The following is an 18,759-nucleotide window of genomic DNA, read 5'->3' on the forward strand; positions in this document are numbered from 1 at the left end:
TAGTTAAATGTTGAGATGGCTGACCGCAGGTGAATCGCACGGCGAAGCGTTAGTTGGAATCCTCGAAGGACTCCCCGCGCACGTCGACGTCACCACAGAAGATATTTCCCGCGCACTCGCGCGCCGCCGCCTGGGCTACGGCCGAGGCGCCCGCATGAAGTTCGAAGCCGACGAAGTCCGCCTCCTCGGGGGCGTACGACACGGTAAAACCCTGGGCGGACCCGTAGCAATCGAAGTGGGCAACACCGAATGGCCCAAATGGGAAACCGTCATGAGCCCCAACCCCGTCGACCCCGACGAGCTGGAAGGGCAGGCCCGGGCCGCTAAGCTGACGCGACCTCGGCCGGGACACGCCGACTTGGTTGGCATGATGAAGTACGACTGGGACGAAGCCCGCCCTATTCTTGAACGTGCCTCCGCCCGTGAAACCGCAACCCGGGTTGCTCTGGGAGCTGTCGCAAGTCAGTTCCTCAAAGCACTCGACATTGAGATCGTGTCCCACACCGTGGCTATTGGTCCGGTAGAAGGCGGACGCGACCTGGCACGTCCCACCGCCGCTGACGTGGATCAGCTGGACGCTGACCCGTTGCGCTGTTTCGATCCGGCGCTCTCGCAACGGATGGTCGCCGAGGTGGAAGACGCCAAAAAGGCCGGCGACACCTTGGGTGGGGTAGTAGAAGTCATTGTGTACGGCACGTTCCCCGGTTTGGGATCGCACGTGACCGGCGACCGCCGTTTGGAATCCCGTCTAGCTGCTTCACTCATGGGAATCCAGGCGATCAAGGGTGTAGAAATCGGTGACGGTTTTGAAACCGCGCGCCGCCGTGGCTCCGTGGCCCATGACGAGATCGACGCTGAAAACGGCGTGAAGCGTCTGACCAACCGCGCCGGAGGTATCGAAGGTGGCATGACCACCGGCGAACCCATCATCGTGCGCGCCGCCATGAAGCCCATTTCCACCGTGCCCCGCGCCCTGTCCACAGTGGACGTGGCAACCCAAGAACCCGCCAAAGCACACCACCAGCGTTCCGATGTTTGTGCGGTACCCGCAGCCGGTGTGGTCGCTGAAGCCATGGTCGCCTTGGAACTTGCCCAGGCAGTGCTGGAGAAGTGCGGCGGGGACTCGGTTGACGAAGTCAAACGCAACCGCGACGCCTACCTCAGCCACATCGATCCGTTCTTGTTAGGCCAATGAGTGTAGAACCCGTCCCGAGGCCAGCACCACCACTCAACCCAGTGCCGGCCGCGGGCGCACGGATCGCGCTCATTGGTCCACCGGCAGCGGGGAAGTCCACAATTGGACGGTTGCTCGCTGAACGCCTGGATATTCCATTGCGCGACACCGACGCCCGTATCGTTGCAGAGCACGGAGATATTCAGCAGATTTTTGCGTCCCGAGGTGAAGCCCGGTTTCGTGAAATCGAGCGCGAGGTTGTGCGCAAGTCCCTGCGCGAACTGCTGGATCGTCCCGGTGTGGTGTCCCTGGGTGGGGGAGCGATCCTCAACCCCGGAACCCGCGCGCAACTCAAGCACCCTGCCATTAAAGTCATCACCATCATGATTGATGCCGAGGTGGCGAGGGTACGACTTGGAGGCTCCCGGCGTCCGCTTTTGGATGACGACGAAGACCCCGTGGCCGCGTGGCAAGCTCTGGTGGACGAACGGCAGCCACTGTATGAGTCCGTGTCGACCGCAACCGTGAGTGCGTCGAACGAACCGCCCTCAACCGTGGTCAACCGGGTTGTGGACGTGCTCACTAAACTGCAACGTGAAGAAGAATACGCACGCTTTGATCAGGAGGAGACCATTGACTGAAATCCGCGTGACCGGCGGAGGCGACTACCCCGTCATCGTAGGATCGAAGCTCCTGGGCAAACTGCCCCAACTGTTAGGCCCTAGCGTCCAACGCGTCCTGGTGATCTACCCACGCGCACTGCGCACTACAGGTGAACTTGTACGCGAAGACCTGGCTTCCACCGGACTTGAAGCGATCGCCGCTGAAATTCCTGACGCAGAAGAAGCAAAACACATCCGAGTTGCCGAATTCTGCTGGCAGATCCTAGGCCAGTCCGACTTCACCCGCTCTGACGCGATCGTGGCCGTGGGCGGGGGAGCCATCACTGACCTAGCCGGGTTCGTAGCAGCTACGTGGCTGCGGGGCATCAAATTTGTCAACATTCCCACTACCTTCTTGGGCATGGTCGACGCTGCTGTTGGTGGCAAAACCGGGATCAACACGGCAGAAGGCAAAAACTTGGTGGGTGCCTTCCACTCACCAGCCGGAGTTCTCGCCGACACCGACACGCTGGCAACCTTGCCTGAGAACGAACTGTTCACCGGCATGGCTGAATCCGTCAAATGCGGGTTTATTGCTGACCCCACAATCCTCGATCTCATCGAAAACACGCCCAAGGACGTTCTGGCCAACCACGAATCACCCGAACTGCGCCAGATCATCGAACGCACAATTGAGGTCAAAGCCCGCGTGGTCTCCGGTGACTTCAAGGAATCCGGCACCCGCGAAATCCTCAACTACGGCCACACTCTGGGCCACGCAATCGAACGCAATGAACGCTACCAGTGGCGCCACGGAGCTGCTGTGGCCGTGGGCATGATGTTCGCAGCTGAACTGGGAGTGATGCTCAAGAACCTTCCCGCCGAGGTGGTGGACCGCCACCGCGCAATCTTGGAACACCTCGGCCTGCCCACCGGCTACCGTTCCGACCGCTGGCCGCAACTGCTCGACACCATGAAGCGGGACAAAAAGGCCCGCGGGAACCTCATGCGCTTTGTGGTTCTGCGTGACATCGCACAACCAGTTGTGGTGGAAGTTCCCGACACCTCGCTGCTGTACACCGCGTACCAGGCTGTTGGAGTCGACTCACCTGTGCGCACAATTTAGACCACCTGTTACAATCTTCTGGGCGCATGGGCCCAGACATCTATGAAAGGAATCGCGTGGCAACCACCAACGATCTGAAGAACGGCATGGTTCTCAAGCTCGACAACGAACTCTGGCAGGTTGTTGAATTCCTGCACGTGAAGCCAGGAAAAGGCCCGGCTTTTGTGCGCACCAAGATCAAAAACGTGCTGTCCGGCAAAATCGTGGACCGCACCTTCAACGCCGGCACCAAAGTTGAGACCGCAAACGTGGACCGCCGCGACATGCAGTATCTGTACCACGACGGTTCCGACTACATCTTCATGGACGAACAGGACTATGACCAGGTCCCACTGTCTGAAGCCCTGGTTGGTGACGCAGCGAACTTCATGCTCGAAAACCAGAGCGTCCAGGTGGCCTTCCACGAAGGCAACCCGCTTTACATCGAACTGCCCGCCGCGGTGGAACTCACCATCAGCCACACCGAACCTGGCCTGCAGGGTGACCGCTCCAGCGGTGGAACCAAGCCTGCGACCGTCGAAACCGGTTACGAAATTCAGGTGCCACTGTTCCTCGAAACCGGCACTCGGGTTCGCGTAGACACCCGTACGGGAGATTACCTGGGGCGCGTCAAAGAGTGAGCGCCCGGTATCGAGCACGCCGCAGGGCACTCGAACTCCTTTTTGAAGCCGAAGCTCGGAACCTCCCTGAAGCGGAACTCATCAAGCTTCGCGAAAACGACGAAGAGTACCCCCTGCGGCCCTACTCGCGTGAAATCGTTGACGGAGTGGTCACCCACCGCGCGCAACTGGACGAACTCATCTCCACCTACGCGCACGGTTGGACCTTAGAGAGAATGCCACGGGTCGACCGCGCTGTTCTGCGGATCGGCCTGTGGGAAATTCTCTACAACGACGAAGTCGACGACCCCGTGGCGATCGACGAAGCCGTCACCCTGGCCAAGGAATACTCAACCGACGATTCGCCAGCTTTTGTCAACGCTCTGTTGGACAGGATCAGCAAACTTAAAGACACGCTTTAGGTATGCTTGTCATGAAACCACCTTTAACCACCGTCCCGTGAGGCGGAGAAGGAGGAGTCATGCGAACACGTACAGTTCTCGACGCCAAAGAAATGGCTCGAGCGCTTTCTCGCATAGCCCACGAAATCATTGAAGCGAACAAGGGCGCACAGAACCTTGTTCTTCTTGGAATTCCCACCCGCGGAGTGCCACTTGCACAGCGCCTGGCAGAACGCATTGGGCAGATAGAACCCGGCGTTAGCGTCCCAGAAATCGTGGGAAGCCTGGACATCACCATGTACCGGGACGACCTCAAAGCCGGGAAACTGCGCACTCCCGAACCCACTAACACTCCACGCGGCGGCATCGACGGGAAAACCGTCGTCCTCATTGACGACGTCCTGTTTTCCGGGCGCACAATCCGGGCCGCCCTGGACTCTTTAGCCGATGTGGGCAGGCCCGAAGCCGTGCGCCTGGCCGTTCTTGTGGACCGTGGTCACCGGGCCCTGCCCATTCGGGCCGATCACGTGGGTAAGAACCTCCCCACGTCCCTTTCAGAACGCGTATCCGTCACCGTCAAGGAAATTGACGGCGAGGATTCTGTCACGATTTCGGAGGCGTGATGAAGCACCTGCTGTCGACAAAAGACCTGTCACGTGACGACGCCGTTGAACTGCTCGACATTGCAGAAGAAATGACCCAGGTGTCCGCACGTGAAGTGAAAAAACTTCCCGTTCTGCGTGGGCGCACTGTGGTCAACCTCTTCTTTGAAGACTCCACGCGTACACGCATCTCGTTCGAAGCGGCTGCCAAGCGTCTGTCTGCCGATGTTCTGAATTTCTCTGCCAAAGGGTCGTCGGTGTCTAAAGGTGAAAGCCTGCAAGATACCATCCAAACCTTGGGCGCCATGGGTGCCGATGCGATCGTGGTGAGGCACCCAGGTTCGGGAACCCCGCACCGGATTGCCACCTCGGGCTGGTTGCACGCCCCCGTTCTCAACGCCGGGGACGGCACCCACGAACACCCCACCCAGGCACTCCTGGACTCCTTCACGCTGCGCAGGGTCATGTCAGGGCAACCCGCCTCGGGACCGGCAGACGGCTGCCGCGGGCGCACACTCGAAGGCGCAACCGTAGCGATCGTGGGTGACGTGCTGCACTCGCGTGTGGCCCGCTCCAACGTGCACCTGCTCAACACCTTGGGCGCGCGGGTAGTTCTGATTTCGCCACCCACGCTGTTGCCGTGGGGCGTAGAAACCTGGCCGTGCGAAGTGAGCTACTCATTCGACGAAGCGATTGCTGACTACGACTTCGACGCCGTCATGATGCTGCGCGTACAACTCGAACGCATGCACCAAGCGTTCTTCCCCAACCCCCGCGAATACTCACGCATGTGGGGACTCACTCAGGAACGCTTGGGCGCCCTGGGTGACGACACCTGGATCATGCACCCCGGCCCCATGAACCGCGGATTCGAAATCTGTTCCGCGGCCGCTGACTCACCCCGCGCAGTCGTACTTAACCAAGTAGAAAACGGGGTCGCCGTACGCATGGCCGCCCTGTACCGCCTCCTCACCGGACAGGAAGGATAACCGTGTCGATCCTCATCACATCAGTCAAACCCTACGGTGGTGAACCCACCGACATCGCAATCGACGGCGGGCGCATCGTTCCACACGTCGACAACCCGGACACCACGATCGACGGATCCGGCCTGATCGCCCTTCCCGGTCTGGTGGACCTGCACACGCACTTGCGTGAACCCGGCAAAGAAGACGCTGAAACCGTGCTCACCGGCTCGCAGTCGGCTGCCCGCGGTGGGTACACGTGCGTGCACGCGATGGCCAACACACAACCGGTAGCAGACAACGCTGGTGTCGTTGAGCAGGTGTGGAACCTGGGACGCCAAGCAGGCTACACCGAGGTCGTTCCCATTGGCGCTGTCACGGTCGGTCAAGAAGGTACCGCATTGGCAGAGCTCGGGGCTATGGCGTCTTCGGCTGCCGGGGTTCGGATCTTCTCCGATGACGGCATGTGCGTACACGACCCACTGCTCATGCGCCGGGCGTTGGAATACGTCAAATCGTTCAACGGGATCATTGCGCAACACGCGCAAGAACCGCGCCTGACCGAAGGCGCGCAAATGAACGAAGGCGTGGTCAGTGCCGAACTGGGACTGCCCGGCTGGCCCGCAGTGGCTGAAGAAGCCATCATCGCCCGCGACATCCTGCTGGCTGAACACGTAGGCTCCCGCCTCCACGTGTGCCACCTGTCCACCAAGGGTTCGGTAGAGCTTGTCCGCTGGGCCAAGTCACGGGGTGTGAACGTCACCGCCGAAGTCACCCCACACCACCTCATGCTCACTGACGAGTTAGTCCGCTCCTACGACCCCGTCTACAAAGTGAACCCGCCACTGCGCACAGAAGCAGATGTAAAGGCGGTGCGCGACGGCCTAGCAGACGGAACGATCGACATTGTTGGAACGGACCACGCACCGCACACCGCCGAGCACAAGTGCGCAGAATGGACCGCCGCCGCAATGGGCATGGTGGGAATGGAAACAGCTCTTGCCATCGTCATCGAAGCCATGAAAGACCACGACTTCGACTGGCATGACGTAGCCCGCGTGATGAGCAGCAGGCCCGCTGAAATTTCTGGGCTCACTACGCATGGTTCTCTGGATACGGGTGCAGCCGCCAACATCGTGCTGATCGACCCAGCGGCTGATGTGACGATCGAACCGAACGACCACGCGACTCTGGGTCGCAACAACCCGTTCAAGGGCTTCAAGGTCGACACTCAAGTGGTCCACACCTTCCTGTACGGCGCCCACGTTGTACGAAACGGTGAACTCGCTGAACCACACCCAATCTCAGGGGGTGCCCACACGTGGATCGACTGATCCCAGTTCTCATTCTTCTCGCCGTTCTGGTTCTCCTGTTCTTCCTCATGTGGAAAGGCTGGAAGAACCGCCAGGCAAGCCAGACGAACATTCCCGAACCCCACAGGCCCACATGTGAACCGTCCGGGCCCGGATTCCAAGGCATGTACGTCGCCACCACCTACGCAAGCAACCCCCTTGAACGGATCAACGTCCACCACCTCGGCGTGCGCACCAACGGGACCCTGCACATTGAGGACGACCGCGTTGTTTTCATGCTCGACGGGATCGACGGAATTGAAATCCCGTTCACCGCGATTGACGAAGTCACAACAGCATCCGGGATGGTTGGCAAGTTCGTTGAAAAAGACGGCCTCGTGGTGATCGTATGGACCCTGGGCGACACCCAGGTCGCCACCGGGTTCCGACCACGCCTGGCCCACGCGCGCACAGAAATTCTAGAAAGTTTAGCCCTGACAGAGAAGGTGAAATGAGCACTTTTGAACCTGCGGTCCTAGTCCTAGAAGACGGCACCGTCTACGAAGGCTCCGCATACGGTGCACGAGGAACAACCTTTGGCGAAGCGGTATTCGTCACCGCAATGACCGGATACCAAGAAACCCTCACCGACCCCTCGTACCACAAACAAGTGGTCATCCAGACGTTCCCTCACGTGGGCAACACCGGTGTCAACGACGAAGACGACGAATCGCGCGACTACTGGGTCGCAGGTTACGTCGTACGTGACGCCTCGCGCATCTCGTCGAACTGGCGCTCAACCGAAGACCTCGAAACCCGTTTGAAGCGACTCGGAATCGTGGGAATCTCGGATGTGGACACGCGTGCACTCACCCTGCGCCTCCGCGAAGAAGGATCCATGCGCGTGGGCATCTTCTCAGGGGAAGAAGCCTCCACCGACCACGCAACACTGCTCGAACAGGTGAAAGCCCAACCCCGTATGGAAGGTTCGGCCCTGGCAGACGAGGTGAGCACCACCTCGGCCTACACCGTGGAACCCCAAGGCGAAAAGAAATACACCGTCGTCGCCTACGACCTGGGTATCAAGGGACGCTCACCCTTCCACCTGGCCGCCCGCGGAATGGAAGTTCACGTGGTGCCCGCAACCACCATGTTTGAAGAGCTCAAGTCCTACAACCCAGACGGCGTGTTCTTCTCCAACGGGCCAGGCGACCCAGCAACCGCAGACCACCAGGTAGAAGTACTTACCCGCGTTCTCGAAGAGAAAATCCCGTTCTTTGGCATCTGCTTCGGAAACCAGCTGCTGGCCCGCGCCCTGGGCTTCGAAACCTACAAACTGCGCTTCGGACACCGAGGCATCAACCAGCCAGTCCTGGACGTCGAGACCGGGCGGGTGGAAATCACCGCTCAAAACCACGGATTCGCCGTGGACGCACCCATTGGTGAACCTGTGAACGCGCCCAACGAGAAGTTCGGACGCGTGCAAGTGAGCCACATCGGCCTCAACGACAACGTGGTAGAAGGGCTCGCCTGCCTAGACATCCCAGCGTTTTCCGTACAGTTCCACCCGGAAGCCGCCGCGGGACCCCACGACTCAGAAAACCTTTTCGACCGGTTCGCTCGCATCATGAGCGAAGCTTAAGGAGGACCCGTGCCACTGCGCAACGACCTACAGTCAGTTCTTGTCATCGGTTCGGGGCCCATCGTCATTGGCCAGGCCTGCGAATTCGACTACTCCGGCACCCAAGCGTGCCGGGTTCTACGCTCAGAAGGCCTGCGCGTCATCTTGGTCAACTCGAACCCCGCGACCATCATGACCGACCCGGACATCGCCGACGCCACCTACGTCGAACCGATTGACCCAGAAGTCATCGAAGCGATCATCGCAAAAGAACGCCCCGACGCTCTTCTGCCCACTCTGGGTGGTCAGACCGCTCTCAACGCGGCCATCAACCTGCACAAGGCAGGGGTGCTTGAGAAGTACGGTGTTGAACTCATCGGTGCCGATGTCGACGCGATTGAACGCGGAGAAAACCGTCAACAGTTCAAGGGCGTCGTGGAAACCTGCGGTGCTGAAGTGGCCCGCTCGCGGATCGCTCACACCATGGACGAATGCCTTGAAGCAGCCCAAGAACTGGGCTACCCCATGGTTGTCCGTCCGTCGTTCACGATGGGCGGCCTGGGCTCCGGAATGGCGTACAACGAAGATGACCTTCGCCGTATCGCAGGCGACGGTCTGCACGACTCACTCACCAACGAAGTGCTGTTGGAAGAGTCGATTCTGGGGTGGAAGGAATACGAACTTGAACTCATGCGCGACCGCAACGACAACGTGGTTGTGGTGTGTTCAATCGAAAACTTCGACCCGGTAGGCGTCCACACGGGTGACTCCATCACGGTCGCACCCGCCATGACACTCACCGACGTGGAATTCCAGAAGATGCGCGACATCGGTATCGCGATCATCCGCGAAGTTGGCGTGGACACCGGTGGGTGTAACATCCAGTTCGCCGTCAACCCCGACAACGGACGCATCGTCGTCATCGAAATGAACCCGCGTGTGTCCCGCTCATCAGCGCTTGCGTCCAAGGCCACCGGGTTCCCGATTGCGAAGATCGCAGCCAAACTGGCCGTTGGTTATTCGCTGGATGAGATCCGCAACGACATCACGCAAGAAACCCCGGCGTCGTTCGAACCTGCCCTGGACTATGTCGTGGTCAAGGTTCCACGCTTTGCGTTCGAGAAGTTCCCGGCAGCCGACCCAACCCTCACCACCACCATGAAGTCCGTGGGCGAGGTCATGGCGCTGGGCCGTAACTTCACCACCGCCCTGCAGAAAGCCATGCGATCCCTGGAGCAGAAGGGCTCGCAGTTCGATTTCACCGCGCGTTTTGACCTGGACAACGAAGACGTCAAGAAGGACGTTTTAGCTGACCTGGCCCACCCAACTGCGGAGCGCATCCACACCGTGATCACGGCGCTGAACTCCGGCATGAGCGTTGAAGATGTCCACGAGGCAAGCGACATCGACCCGTGGTACTTGGACCAGATGAAGCTTCTGTGTGAGGTCGCCGAGGTCGTCCGCACCCAGGAGTTGTCCCCGCAGGTTCTCAAGTTGGCAAAGCGTCACGGCTTCTCAGACGAACAGATTGGTGCGCTGCGTCACCTGGACGCTGAAGTGGTGACCGGGGTTCGCCACGCTTTGGGAATCCGCCCGGTCTACAAGACAGTGGACACATGTGCTGGTGAGTTCGCTGCGCACACGCCGTACCACTACTCGAGCTACGACCAGGAAACCGAAGTCCAGCCACGTGACCGCGAAGCCGTCATTATCTTGGGCTCCGGACCTAACCGGATCGGTCAGGGTATCGAGTTCGACTATTCGTGCGTCCACGCCACGATGGCGCTAGCTGAGGCCGGCTACGAAACCATCATGGTCAACTGCAACCCGGAAACCGTGTCAACGGACTACGACACGGCAGACCGCCTCTACTTTGAACCACTCACGTTCGAAGACGTCATGGAAATCTACAACGCGGAACTGGCCGTCGGCCCCATCAAGGGTGTCGTGTGTACCTTGGGTGGTCAGACCCCGCTGGGACTTGCGGCTCGTCTGAAAGAAGCGGGCGTTCCCGTGTTGGGCACCCAGCCTGAAGCCATCGACTTGGCAGAGGACCGTGGCGAGTTCGGCCGGGTTCTGCACCAGGCGGGCCTCCTTGCTCCCAAGCACGGAACCGCTACCACGTATGAGGAAGCTGAGGCGATCGCCGAATCGATCGGCTACCCGGTTCTGGTTCGCCCGTCCTACGTGCTGGGTGGGCGCGGAATGCAGATTGTGTATGACAACGCCCAGTTGCGTTCGTACATGGATTCCGCGACCGAGGTGTCACCCACCCGTCCCGTTCTTGTGGACCGGTTCCTGGAAGACGCCGTCGAAATTGACGTCGACGCGCTGTTCGATGGGGAAGACCTCTACATCGGTGGCGTTATGGAACACATTGAGGAAGCGGGTATCCACTCGGGTGACTCGGCATGTGTTCTCCCCGCGATCACCCTGGGTGAAAATGTTCTCAAACGTGTGCGGTCGGCTACCCGCGCAATTGCGGAAGGCACCGGAGTTCGGGGTCTGCTCAACATCCAGTTCGCAGTTGCAGCCGATGTTCTCTACGTGATCGAGGCGAACCCACGTGCGTCGCGTACGGTTCCGTTCGTGTCCAAGGCCACGGGTAAGCAACTGGCCAAGGCTGCGGCGAAAATTGCTGTTGGCGAAACAATCGCGTCTATGCGCGGAACGCTTCTGGAGGCAGAAGGTGACGGTTCGCATGTGAACCTGGATCACCCGGTTGCGGTGAAAGAAGCTGTTCTTCCGTTCCGTCGCTTCCGCGATGTCGACGGGCGAGTTGTCGACTCGATTCTTGGTCCGGAAATGCGCTCCACGGGTGAAGTTATGGGTATCGCACCAACGTTCCCCATGGCGTTCGCCAAAGCCGAAATGGGCGCTGGCGCTTCACTTCCCACGCAAGGGCGTGTGTTTGTTTCGGTTGCAGACCGTGACAAGCGAGCCGCAGTATTGCCCGTGAAGAAACTTGCCGACATGGGCTTCGAAGTGATTTGCACGGAAGGTACCGCCGCAGTTATGGCACGCTACGGAATCAAGACTGTGGCCATGAAGAAGTACTTCGAACTCCAAGAAGGCGAACGTTCAATCCTGGACGACATTGCTGAACGGAAGATCGACCTGGTGGTCAACGTGCCGTCCGGGCGGCAAGAGCGTGCCGACGGGTACGAAATCCGTGCGGCTGCGACAGCGGCACCTTTGCCGATCCTCACGACGACAGCCGAGTTTGCCGCCGCAGTGTCTGCGATCGAAGCGATTCGTTCATCCGACTTCGGCGTTGCCTCTTTGCAGGACTGGGCATGAGTTTTGCGCATCTGTGGCAATCGGCTATTGCACGTAACCCCCTATGCGTGGGTATCGACCCGGCTCCAGCGACGCTTGAAGCGTGGGGGCTGGAAGATACGCCAGAAGGTCTAGCCTCATTCGGCACCACCATGCTGGAGCAGTGCCACATGGAGGCGTGGTGTGTAAAGCCCCAAGTGGCGTTCTTTGAACGCCACGGGGCAGCTGGCATAGCGGTTTTAGAGAGCGTGCACCGGATCGCACAAGACCTGGGTATGGTCGTCATCACTGACGCGAAACGTGGAGACATTGGCTCCACGATGGACGGCTACGCTGACGCATATCTCAACCCATCTCGCCCGCTTGCCACAGATGCGCTCACCGTGTCCCCATACCTGGGGACAGACAGCCTCAACTCGGTCTTTAAGGCTGCAGAGAAGTACGGCACCGGGTTCTTCGCCCTTGCTCTGACGTCCAACCCGTCCGGGCCCCAAGTGCAACACGCTCAGAATGCTGGGACAGCAGTTGCCGCGCAGGTCGTTGAAACGGTGTACAACTTCAACGAGTCAGTTGGTGCCCCGTTGGGCGGACTGGTCGTGGGTGCCACAATAGGTGACGCTGCACGAAAACTTGGGATCGACCTCGGCGCTTTTAACGGGCCAATCCTGTCGCCGGGCTACGGTGCACAGGGAGCCACGGTGGAAGACCTTCACACGGTATTCGGTCGCGCGTTCGACAAGGTGTTCGTGAACGTCTCGCGAGGCATTTCAAATTCCGGACCTCAGAAAATAAAGCACCATATTCGAACAATAAGTAGCGAAATTCGCGGGGATGCCCTATAGACTGACCGTAAGTTTCTTCTGGCTTAGGAGTACACGGTGGCACTAGAACCATTGACACCAGAACAACGGTCAGCAGCACTGGAGAAAGCATTCCAGGCTCGACAAGCCCGAGCACAAGTCAAAGCTGACCTCAAAGCAGGAAAGACGACGTTGAAGTCGGTTTTGACGAACGCGGCTGAGGACGAAGCAGTAAGCAAAATGAAGGTTGTTGACCTGCTTAAGTCCATCCCGGGTGTAGGGGAGCGCCGAGCACAAGGCACAATGGAAGAAATTGGGATTGCCGCATCGCGTCGCATTAAAGGCCTGGGCGTCCATCAAAAAGCAGCACTCTTGGAGAAATTCGACAACGTATGACACCACGACTCACCGTTCTCACCGGCCCTTCAGCGGTAGGGAAAGGCACCGTTGGTGCCTACATCCGTGAACACTTCCCGCACGTGTGGTTCTCTGTATCAGCGACCACCCGTGATCCCCGCCCTGGTGAGATCGATGGGGTGCACTACCAATTCGTGTCACCGGCCGAATTTGACCACATGGTCAAATCCGGACAGATGCTTGAAACTGCGGTGGTACATGGTCGCAATCAGTACGGAACCCCGCGGGAACCCGTCATGCAAGCCCTGGACGAAGGTAAGTTTCCACTTTTAGAAATTGACCTTGCAGGCGCACGCCAAGTTAAAGAGCGCATGCCGGAAGCCCGGTTCATCTTTTTGGCCCCACCCAGCTGGGACGAACTGGTGCGCAGACTCGTGGGTCGTGGCACGGAATCCGAAGAGGAACAAGCGCGACGACTCGAAACAGCCAAAGTCGAATTGGCTGCTGAAGAAGAGTTCGACCACACCGTTGTCAACCACGATGTTAGAACTGCGGCCCAAGAACTAGTAACATTGATGGGGCTGTCTGTTGACAACCCCGAAAACTAAGACGGAACTATCACACTGTTCCGCAAACCTAGATGGAGAATGAGTGTCCGTTCAACCTGAAGGCATCACTAACCCGCCTATTGACGACCTGCTCGAAAAGACCGAATCAAAGTACGAACTGGTCATCGAAGCATCACGCCGTGCACGCCAGATCAACGCGTACTACGCACAGCTTCAGGAAGGTCTGCTCGAAAACGTGGGACCGCTGGTGACACCAGAACCCAACGAGAAGCCACTGTCGATCGCCCTGCGCGAAATTGACCAGGACAAGATCATCATCCGTGAGGCCACCGAAGCTGACTTCGCAGCACCGGAATCTGAACCTGCGGCAGACGACCTCGGCTTCACCTTTGACCAGGACGTCGAAGAGTAAGTGAACATTGTTCTCGGAGTTGCCGGAGGAATCGCCGCCTACAAGGTGTGCCATGTGGTCCGGTTGCTCAAAGAACAAGGGCACAGCGTGCGCGTCGTGCCCACCGAGGCGGCTTTGAAGTTCGTGGGAGCACCCACGTGGGAAGCACTGTCAGGTCAGCCCGTCGCCACAGACGTATTTGACCACGTAGAAGAAGTCCAACACGTCAACGTTGGACACAGTGCTGATCTCGTGATCGTTGCACCCGCCACTGCCGATCTCCTCGCACGTGCCCGAGCCGGCATGGGCAATGACATGCTCGCAGCGACCCTGCTGGTGGCAACGTGCCCCGTGGTGTACGTTCCTGCGATGCACACTCAAATGTGGCAACACCCAGCCACACAAGACAATGTGGCGACTCTGCGCGCTCGTGGCGCTCACGTCATGGAACCCGCTTCCGGGCGCCTCACAGGTACAGACTCAGGTCCTGGGCGTCTGCCCGAACCTGCAGACATTGTGGAATATGCGCTGTCACAGGTAGAGGGTTTACCCTCTACCGCTCTTGCTGGAACTGCGACTGCCCTTGCCGACACACAAGTGTTTATTTCTGCTGGGGGAACCCGCGAACCGTTAGACCCCGTGCGCTACTTGGGTAACCGCTCATCTGGAAAACAAGGCGTTGCCTTGGCACAGGTTGCCCTGGACATGGGCGCTAACGTGACCGTGTGCGCAGCGAATGTTGCCAACGACGTTCTGGAACCCATCCGTGGCCGAGCCACCATTGTTCCGGTCGAAACCACCGAGGAACTTCACGAGCAATGTGTGGCACATGGTGAAGAATCCGAACTCATTATCATGGCAGCCGCGGTCGCCGACTACCGTCCGGCAGAAATCGCTGAGCACAAAATGAAGAAGTCCGGCGATGAAGGTATGACGCTGTCCCTGGTGCAGAACCCGGACATTCTCAAAGACTTAGTCGCACGGTTTGGGGACACGAAAACCATTGTGGGCTTCGCCGCTGAAACTGGTTCAGACGAATCGACCCCCGAATCCTTGGCTCAACAAAAATTGTTGCGCAAAGGGTGCCGTGCACTGGTGTTTAACAGCGTGGCGCAAGGGGCAGTGTTTGGCGACGATGCGACCTCGGTCATTGTGTACGAACGCGACGGAGACGACGTTCGGGAGCGCGTCCGCGCCTCTGGGACCAAGCAAGAAGTGTCACGCGTTGTCATGGAGTCGGTAGCTCAGCTACTCCCCAGCTAGACTGTCATTCGTGAAAAGCTTGCGTTATTTTACTTCCGAATCGGTCACTGAGGGGCACCCCGACAAGATTTGCGATCAGATTTCTGACGCAGTCCTGGATAACTTGCTGGCTCAAGACCAGCGATCCCGTGTTGCGGTTGAAACCCTTGTCACCACCGGCCTGGTTCATGTAGCCGGTGAAGTCACCACCGACGGCTACGCCGATGTGGCCACAATTGCGCGAGACGTGATCACCGGAATCGGGTACACCAACTCAGACATGGGCTTCGACGGGCACTCGTGTGGCGTCACCGTGTCAATTGGCTCTCAGTCCACCGACATCTCTGACGGCGTGACCACCTCGATCGAGGCGCGCGCAGGTGGGAACGACCCACTTGAACGCTTGGGAGCAGGCGACCAAGGTCTCATGTTCGGTTACGCAGACAATGCGACGCCCGAACTCATGCCCATGCCCATCCACCTTGCCCACCGCATGTCACAGAGGCTCTCAGAGGTCCGCAAGAACGGAACCGTTGACTACCTGCGCCCAGACGGCAAAACCCAGGTGACAATCGGTTACGACGGAGACAAAGCCGTGAGCGTGGACTGCGTAGTTTTGTCTAGCCAGCACTCAGAAGGCACCGATCACCGTCAGCTGGAAGGCGACATTCGCGAACACGTCATCAACCCGATCCTGAACGACTCCGGGTTGGACACCTCGGGCACCGAATTCTGGATCAACCCAGCCGGGCCGTTCATCGTGGGCGGCCCCATGGGCGACGCGGGCCTCACTGGACGCAAGATCATCGTGGACACGTACGGCGGATTCGCCCGCCACGGAGGCGGCGCGTTTTCCGGAAAAGACCCGTCGAAGGTGGACCGGTCAGGTGCCTATGCGATGCGCTGGGTCGCCAAAAACGTCGTAGCGGCAGGGCTTGCTGACCGCGCAGAAGTGCAGGTGGCCTACGCGATTGGAAAATCGCACCCTGTTGGTTTGTACGTGGAAACCTTCGGCACGGAGAAAGAGGACCCGGCACGCATTGAAAAAGCCATTGAAGAGGTCTTCGACTTGCGCCCGGCAGCCATCATTCGGGAACTCGCGCTCAACCGCCCTATCTACAACCTGACCAGCACGTATGGTCACTTTGGGCGCGAACTTCCCGAATTCACATGGGAAAACACCGACCGTGCGGAAGCGTTGACGCGGGCGATCTGAACCCCGAAACTCGAAGAATGGAATTACCCGGCTTCGACAACCAGTTGAGGATCCGCGGGGGTCTGACCCCAGCGCCGACCCAACCCGTCGCAGCCGTCCTGTTAGAAACCCCTGTTCCGCACTTAGCGCGAACCTTCGACTACGCGGTCACAGAGTCACTCGACGAAGACGCCCAGCCGGGCGTGCGGGTACGCGTCAAGTTTTCTGGCCGGCTCATGAGCGGGTTCATTGTGGCGCGCACGGACACCACCGACCACGACGGCGAACTCCACGCCCTCGAACGCGTCACCTCACCCGTCCCGGTGCTCACCCCCGAACTGCTGGAACTGTGCGCGTCACTTGCGAACAAGTACGCGGGAACCGTCCCGGACGTAGTCCGACTCGCCATCCCACCCCGCCACGCAGGCGGTGAAAAGACAGCCTTAGGGGCGGAGACCTCGGCGACTCCCACCTTCCCTGACCTGCCCGGCCCGTTAGGGGAGAGCGAAGCAGACTTCCTGGGTGCTTTGCGCACATGGGTGCAGTCTGAGGAGCAAGCGCCGGGACCCAGGGCAGCGTTCGTGGTTCCGCCGGGGGAGCAGCCCGGCCGGGGGTGGGTGCACGCTGCCTTGCGGGCCACTGCCGAGGTGCTCGCAGCTGAGCGCTCAGTGCTCATTGTGGTGCCCGACCAGTCCAGCGTTGAAACCGTGACGTCGATATTGGGCCCTGCAGCTGTGACGCTTACACATGAGCAAGGCCCGCAAGCGCGCTGGTCGGCCTGGGTGAAAGCGCTTACAGGGAAAGCGCGAGTGGTGGTAGGAACCCGTGCGAGCGCGTATGTGCCCATGCCTGATCTGGGTCTCATCATCATGTGTTTTGACGACGAAGACGCCTTCATTGAACCCAGGGCGCCCTACTGCCACGCCCGGTCAGTCGTGTGTGAACGGGTCGCGCAGACCCACGTGGCCACCTTGTTCATTGACCATGCGCGCAGCGTCGACGTGCAACGACTCGTGGACGCGGGGTGGATGGGCGACGTGACCTTGCCTCGCCCGCGGGTCCGGGAGCTCACCCCCGTTGTCCTGGACTCAGGGTTCACCCGGTCAATTGCCGACTTCACCTCACTACCTGAGCGGGCCTTTGACCTCATGCGGCAGGCCCTGGGACGGGCCAAAACCCAGGGTCACGTGGGTCCAGTGCTGGTACAAGTTCCACGCACGGGGTACATCACGTTGGTGGTGTGTGAGAGGTGCCGAGAAACCCTGCGCTGTTCATGTGGGGCACCCATGAGGGCGGCTAGCGTGACCGGCCCGTTTGCGTGTTCCGCATGTGGGTACCGCAGCGATCAGGCGACGTGCGAGTGCGGCTCGACCCGTTTTCGTTCAGCCGGTCAAGGCTTAGAAACCGTGCACTACGAGCTGGGACGAGCCTTCCCCGGGGTGCCCGTGGTGCGTAGCGGAGGTGACCGGATTATTGCCCGCGTGGACCCCGAACCACAGATCGTGGTTGCCACCACCGGAGCCGAACCATACACAGAAGGCGGGTACGCGCTGGCGCTGCTCTTCGACACCCTGTGGCCCGGACCCAGCCTGCGCTCCACCCAAACCGCAATTGCCCGACGCATGCGGGCCGTCAACCTCGTACGCCCCGCCCCGGGGCGCGTCCTGGTGCTCGACGAGAACCCCGACATCATCCGCACACTGGTCCACTACGACCCCGTGGGATGGGCCAGGCACGAACTCGAAGTCCGCGAAGAACTGGGCATGCCACCCGTTGTTCGCGCGTGCGAAGTGTCCGGACCACGAGCCGTCGTCGAACAGACCCTGGGACAGCTCAACACCATTGACGGGGTCAAACTGTTCGAAGAACGCGAAGGACCGCCCCGCTCCCACTACACACGCAACAGCACCGACGACGATGCAACCATCACCGCCGTCCTCGGAATTGAACGACACGCGTCCGCCCAGGTGACGGAACTTCTCAAGCGGATAACGACCTCGGCGATCATGCACGGCAAACCCGCCCCCCGCATCCGGATAGACGACCCCGACGCCCTGTAGCATGGAGGGCGTGAGAATCGTCTTTGCTGGAACCCCGTCCGTCGCAGTGCCTGCACTCCACGCCCTGCGTGAACATCACCAGGTCGTTGCAGTTCTAACCCGACCCGACGCGCCGGTGGGACGCAAACGCATCATGACGCCCAGCCCGGTCAAGACCGCGGCCCTGGAAGCAGGAATCGACGTCATCGAAGCGTCACACGTGGACGACGAGGTGTGCGAACGCATCGCCCAGTACCAGCCAAACGTCGGCGCTGTTGTGGCCTACGGTGCGTTGCTCAAAGACAACGCGCTCTCGCTGCCCACGCACGGCTGGTTCAACCTGCATTTCTCCCTACTCCCGGCCTACCGTGGTGCCGCCCCCGTGCAGTGGGCACTCATCAACGGCGAGGCCACAACCGGCCTTACGGTCTTCCAACTGGATAGGGGCATGGACACCGGGCCGGTGCTGGACCAACGCGAATATCCACTTCCCAAAAAAGACGCA

The 18,759-nt window shown here is 59.8% G+C and carries 19 protein-coding genes; all 19 read left to right on the top strand.

All coding sequences use genetic code 11. The annotated features are described in order from the left end of the window. Window positions 1–7: 7 nt before the first annotated feature. Window positions 8–1,195 (top strand): chorismate synthase, encoded by a 1,188-nt coding sequence (gene aroC / locus HMPREF0183_RS08855; RefSeq protein ID WP_005885132.1) that lies wholly within the window; start codon window positions 8–10, stop codon window positions 1,193–1,195. Beyond that, window positions 1,192–1,815, top strand: a complete 624-nt coding sequence (locus HMPREF0183_RS08860) for a shikimate kinase (protein ID WP_050775398.1) — start codon at window positions 1,192–1,194, stop codon at window positions 1,813–1,815. The genes aroC and HMPREF0183_RS08860 overlap by 4 nt, the downstream gene beginning before the upstream one ends. Next, window positions 1,808–2,902 (top strand): 3-dehydroquinate synthase, encoded by a 1,095-nt coding sequence (gene aroB / locus HMPREF0183_RS08865; RefSeq protein WP_005885136.1) that lies wholly within the window; start codon window positions 1,808–1,810, stop codon window positions 2,900–2,902. The genes HMPREF0183_RS08860 and aroB overlap by 8 nt, the downstream gene beginning before the upstream one ends. Window positions 2,903–2,958: 56 nt before the next feature. Next, window positions 2,959–3,522: an elongation factor P gene (efp, locus tag HMPREF0183_RS08870; RefSeq protein WP_040348711.1), complete on the top strand. Its 564-nt coding sequence runs from the start codon at window positions 2,959–2,961 to the stop codon at window positions 3,520–3,522. Beyond that, on the top strand, window positions 3,519–3,923 hold the full coding sequence (nusB, locus tag HMPREF0183_RS08875; RefSeq protein WP_005885140.1) for a transcription antitermination factor NusB: 405 nt from the start codon (window positions 3,519–3,521) through the stop codon (window positions 3,921–3,923). Before efp ends, nusB begins: the two co-directional genes overlap by 4 nt. A gap of 59 nt (window positions 3,924–3,982) precedes the next feature. Next, window positions 3,983–4,525 (top strand): bifunctional pyr operon transcriptional regulator/uracil phosphoribosyltransferase PyrR, encoded by a 543-nt coding sequence (gene pyrR, locus HMPREF0183_RS08880; protein WP_005885141.1) that lies wholly within the window; start codon window positions 3,983–3,985, stop codon window positions 4,523–4,525. After that, window positions 4,525–5,493 (top strand): aspartate carbamoyltransferase catalytic subunit, encoded by a 969-nt coding sequence (locus HMPREF0183_RS08885; protein ID WP_005885143.1) that lies wholly within the window; start codon window positions 4,525–4,527, stop codon window positions 5,491–5,493. The genes pyrR and HMPREF0183_RS08885 overlap by 1 nt, the downstream gene beginning before the upstream one ends. 2 nt (window positions 5,494–5,495) lie before the next feature. After that, the gene (locus tag HMPREF0183_RS08890) at window positions 5,496–6,803 is read left to right on the top strand and encodes a dihydroorotase (RefSeq protein WP_005885145.1); all 1,308 of its coding nucleotides are present in this window, start codon (window positions 5,496–5,498) and stop codon (window positions 6,801–6,803) included. Next, on the top strand, window positions 6,791–7,276 hold the full coding sequence (locus tag HMPREF0183_RS08895) for a PH-like domain-containing protein (protein ID WP_005885147.1): 486 nt from the start codon (window positions 6,791–6,793) through the stop codon (window positions 7,274–7,276). Before HMPREF0183_RS08890 ends, HMPREF0183_RS08895 begins: the two co-directional genes overlap by 13 nt. Further along, window positions 7,273–8,403: a glutamine-hydrolyzing carbamoyl-phosphate synthase small subunit gene (gene carA, locus HMPREF0183_RS08900; RefSeq protein ID WP_005885149.1), complete on the top strand. Its 1,131-nt coding sequence runs from the start codon at window positions 7,273–7,275 to the stop codon at window positions 8,401–8,403. Before HMPREF0183_RS08895 ends, carA begins: the two co-directional genes overlap by 4 nt. Window positions 8,404–8,412: 9 nt before the next feature. Further along, complete coding sequence (carB, locus tag HMPREF0183_RS08905; RefSeq protein ID WP_005885150.1) at window positions 8,413–11,682, top strand: carbamoyl-phosphate synthase large subunit; 3,270 nt, start codon at window positions 8,413–8,415, stop codon at window positions 11,680–11,682. Further along, window positions 11,679–12,503, top strand: a complete 825-nt coding sequence (gene pyrF, locus HMPREF0183_RS08910) for an orotidine-5'-phosphate decarboxylase (protein ID WP_005885152.1) — start codon at window positions 11,679–11,681, stop codon at window positions 12,501–12,503. Before carB ends, pyrF begins: the two co-directional genes overlap by 4 nt. Before the next feature lie 36 nt (window positions 12,504–12,539). After that, the gene (gene mihF / locus HMPREF0183_RS08915) at window positions 12,540–12,857 is read left to right on the top strand and encodes an integration host factor, actinobacterial type (RefSeq protein WP_005885154.1); all 318 of its coding nucleotides are present in this window, start codon (window positions 12,540–12,542) and stop codon (window positions 12,855–12,857) included. Further along, window positions 12,854–13,426, top strand: a complete 573-nt coding sequence (gene gmk, locus HMPREF0183_RS08920; protein ID WP_005885156.1) for a guanylate kinase — start codon at window positions 12,854–12,856, stop codon at window positions 13,424–13,426. The genes mihF and gmk overlap by 4 nt, the downstream gene beginning before the upstream one ends. Before the next feature lie 43 nt (window positions 13,427–13,469). Then, window positions 13,470–13,799 (top strand): DNA-directed RNA polymerase subunit omega, encoded by a 330-nt coding sequence (gene rpoZ, locus HMPREF0183_RS08925; protein ID WP_005885158.1) that lies wholly within the window; start codon window positions 13,470–13,472, stop codon window positions 13,797–13,799. Beyond that, window positions 13,800–15,041 (top strand): bifunctional phosphopantothenoylcysteine decarboxylase/phosphopantothenate--cysteine ligase CoaBC, encoded by a 1,242-nt coding sequence (gene coaBC / locus HMPREF0183_RS08930; protein WP_005885160.1) that lies wholly within the window; start codon window positions 13,800–13,802, stop codon window positions 15,039–15,041. Window positions 15,042–15,051: 10 nt separating this feature from the next. Next, the gene (gene metK / locus HMPREF0183_RS08935) at window positions 15,052–16,236 is read left to right on the top strand and encodes a methionine adenosyltransferase (RefSeq protein ID WP_005885162.1); all 1,185 of its coding nucleotides are present in this window, start codon (window positions 15,052–15,054) and stop codon (window positions 16,234–16,236) included. Between the two features lie 17 nt (window positions 16,237–16,253). Continuing rightward, window positions 16,254–18,275, top strand: coding sequence for a primosomal protein N' family DNA-binding protein (locus HMPREF0183_RS08940; RefSeq protein WP_005885164.1), 2,022 nt, complete (start codon window positions 16,254–16,256; stop codon window positions 18,273–18,275). 10 nt (window positions 18,276–18,285) lie between these two features. Next, window positions 18,286–18,759, top strand: a 474-nt coding sequence (locus HMPREF0183_RS08945; RefSeq protein WP_169309672.1) for a methionyl-tRNA formyltransferase, incomplete at its 3' end; no start/stop codon positions are given.

The organism is Brevibacterium mcbrellneri ATCC 49030 (genome assembly GCF_000178455.1).
Lineage (GTDB): Bacteria > Actinomycetota > Actinomycetes > Actinomycetales > Brevibacteriaceae > Brevibacterium > Brevibacterium mcbrellneri.

What these genes read in the sequence shown, in the direction of transcription:
- aroC (WP_005885132.1), top strand. Translation starts at nt 8, where the DNA reads ATGTTGAGATGGCTGACCGCAGGTGAATCGCACGGCGAAGCGTTAGTT.
- HMPREF0183_RS08860 (WP_050775398.1), top strand. Translation starts at nt 1,192, where the DNA reads ATGAGTGTAGAACCCGTCCCGAGGCCAGCACCACCACTCAACCCAGTG.
- pyrR (WP_005885141.1), top strand. Translation starts at nt 3,983, where the DNA reads ATGCGAACACGTACAGTTCTCGACGCCAAAGAAATGGCTCGAGCGCTT.
- HMPREF0183_RS08885 (WP_005885143.1), top strand. Translation starts at nt 4,525, where the DNA reads ATGAAGCACCTGCTGTCGACAAAAGACCTGTCACGTGACGACGCCGTT.
- carA (WP_005885149.1), top strand. Translation starts at nt 7,273, where the DNA reads ATGAGCACTTTTGAACCTGCGGTCCTAGTCCTAGAAGACGGCACCGTC.
- pyrF (WP_005885152.1), top strand. Translation starts at nt 11,679, where the DNA reads ATGAGTTTTGCGCATCTGTGGCAATCGGCTATTGCACGTAACCCCCTA.
- gmk (WP_005885156.1), top strand. Translation starts at nt 12,854, where the DNA reads ATGACACCACGACTCACCGTTCTCACCGGCCCTTCAGCGGTAGGGAAA.
- HMPREF0183_RS08940 (WP_005885164.1), top strand. Translation starts at nt 16,254, where the DNA reads ATGGAATTACCCGGCTTCGACAACCAGTTGAGGATCCGCGGGGGTCTG.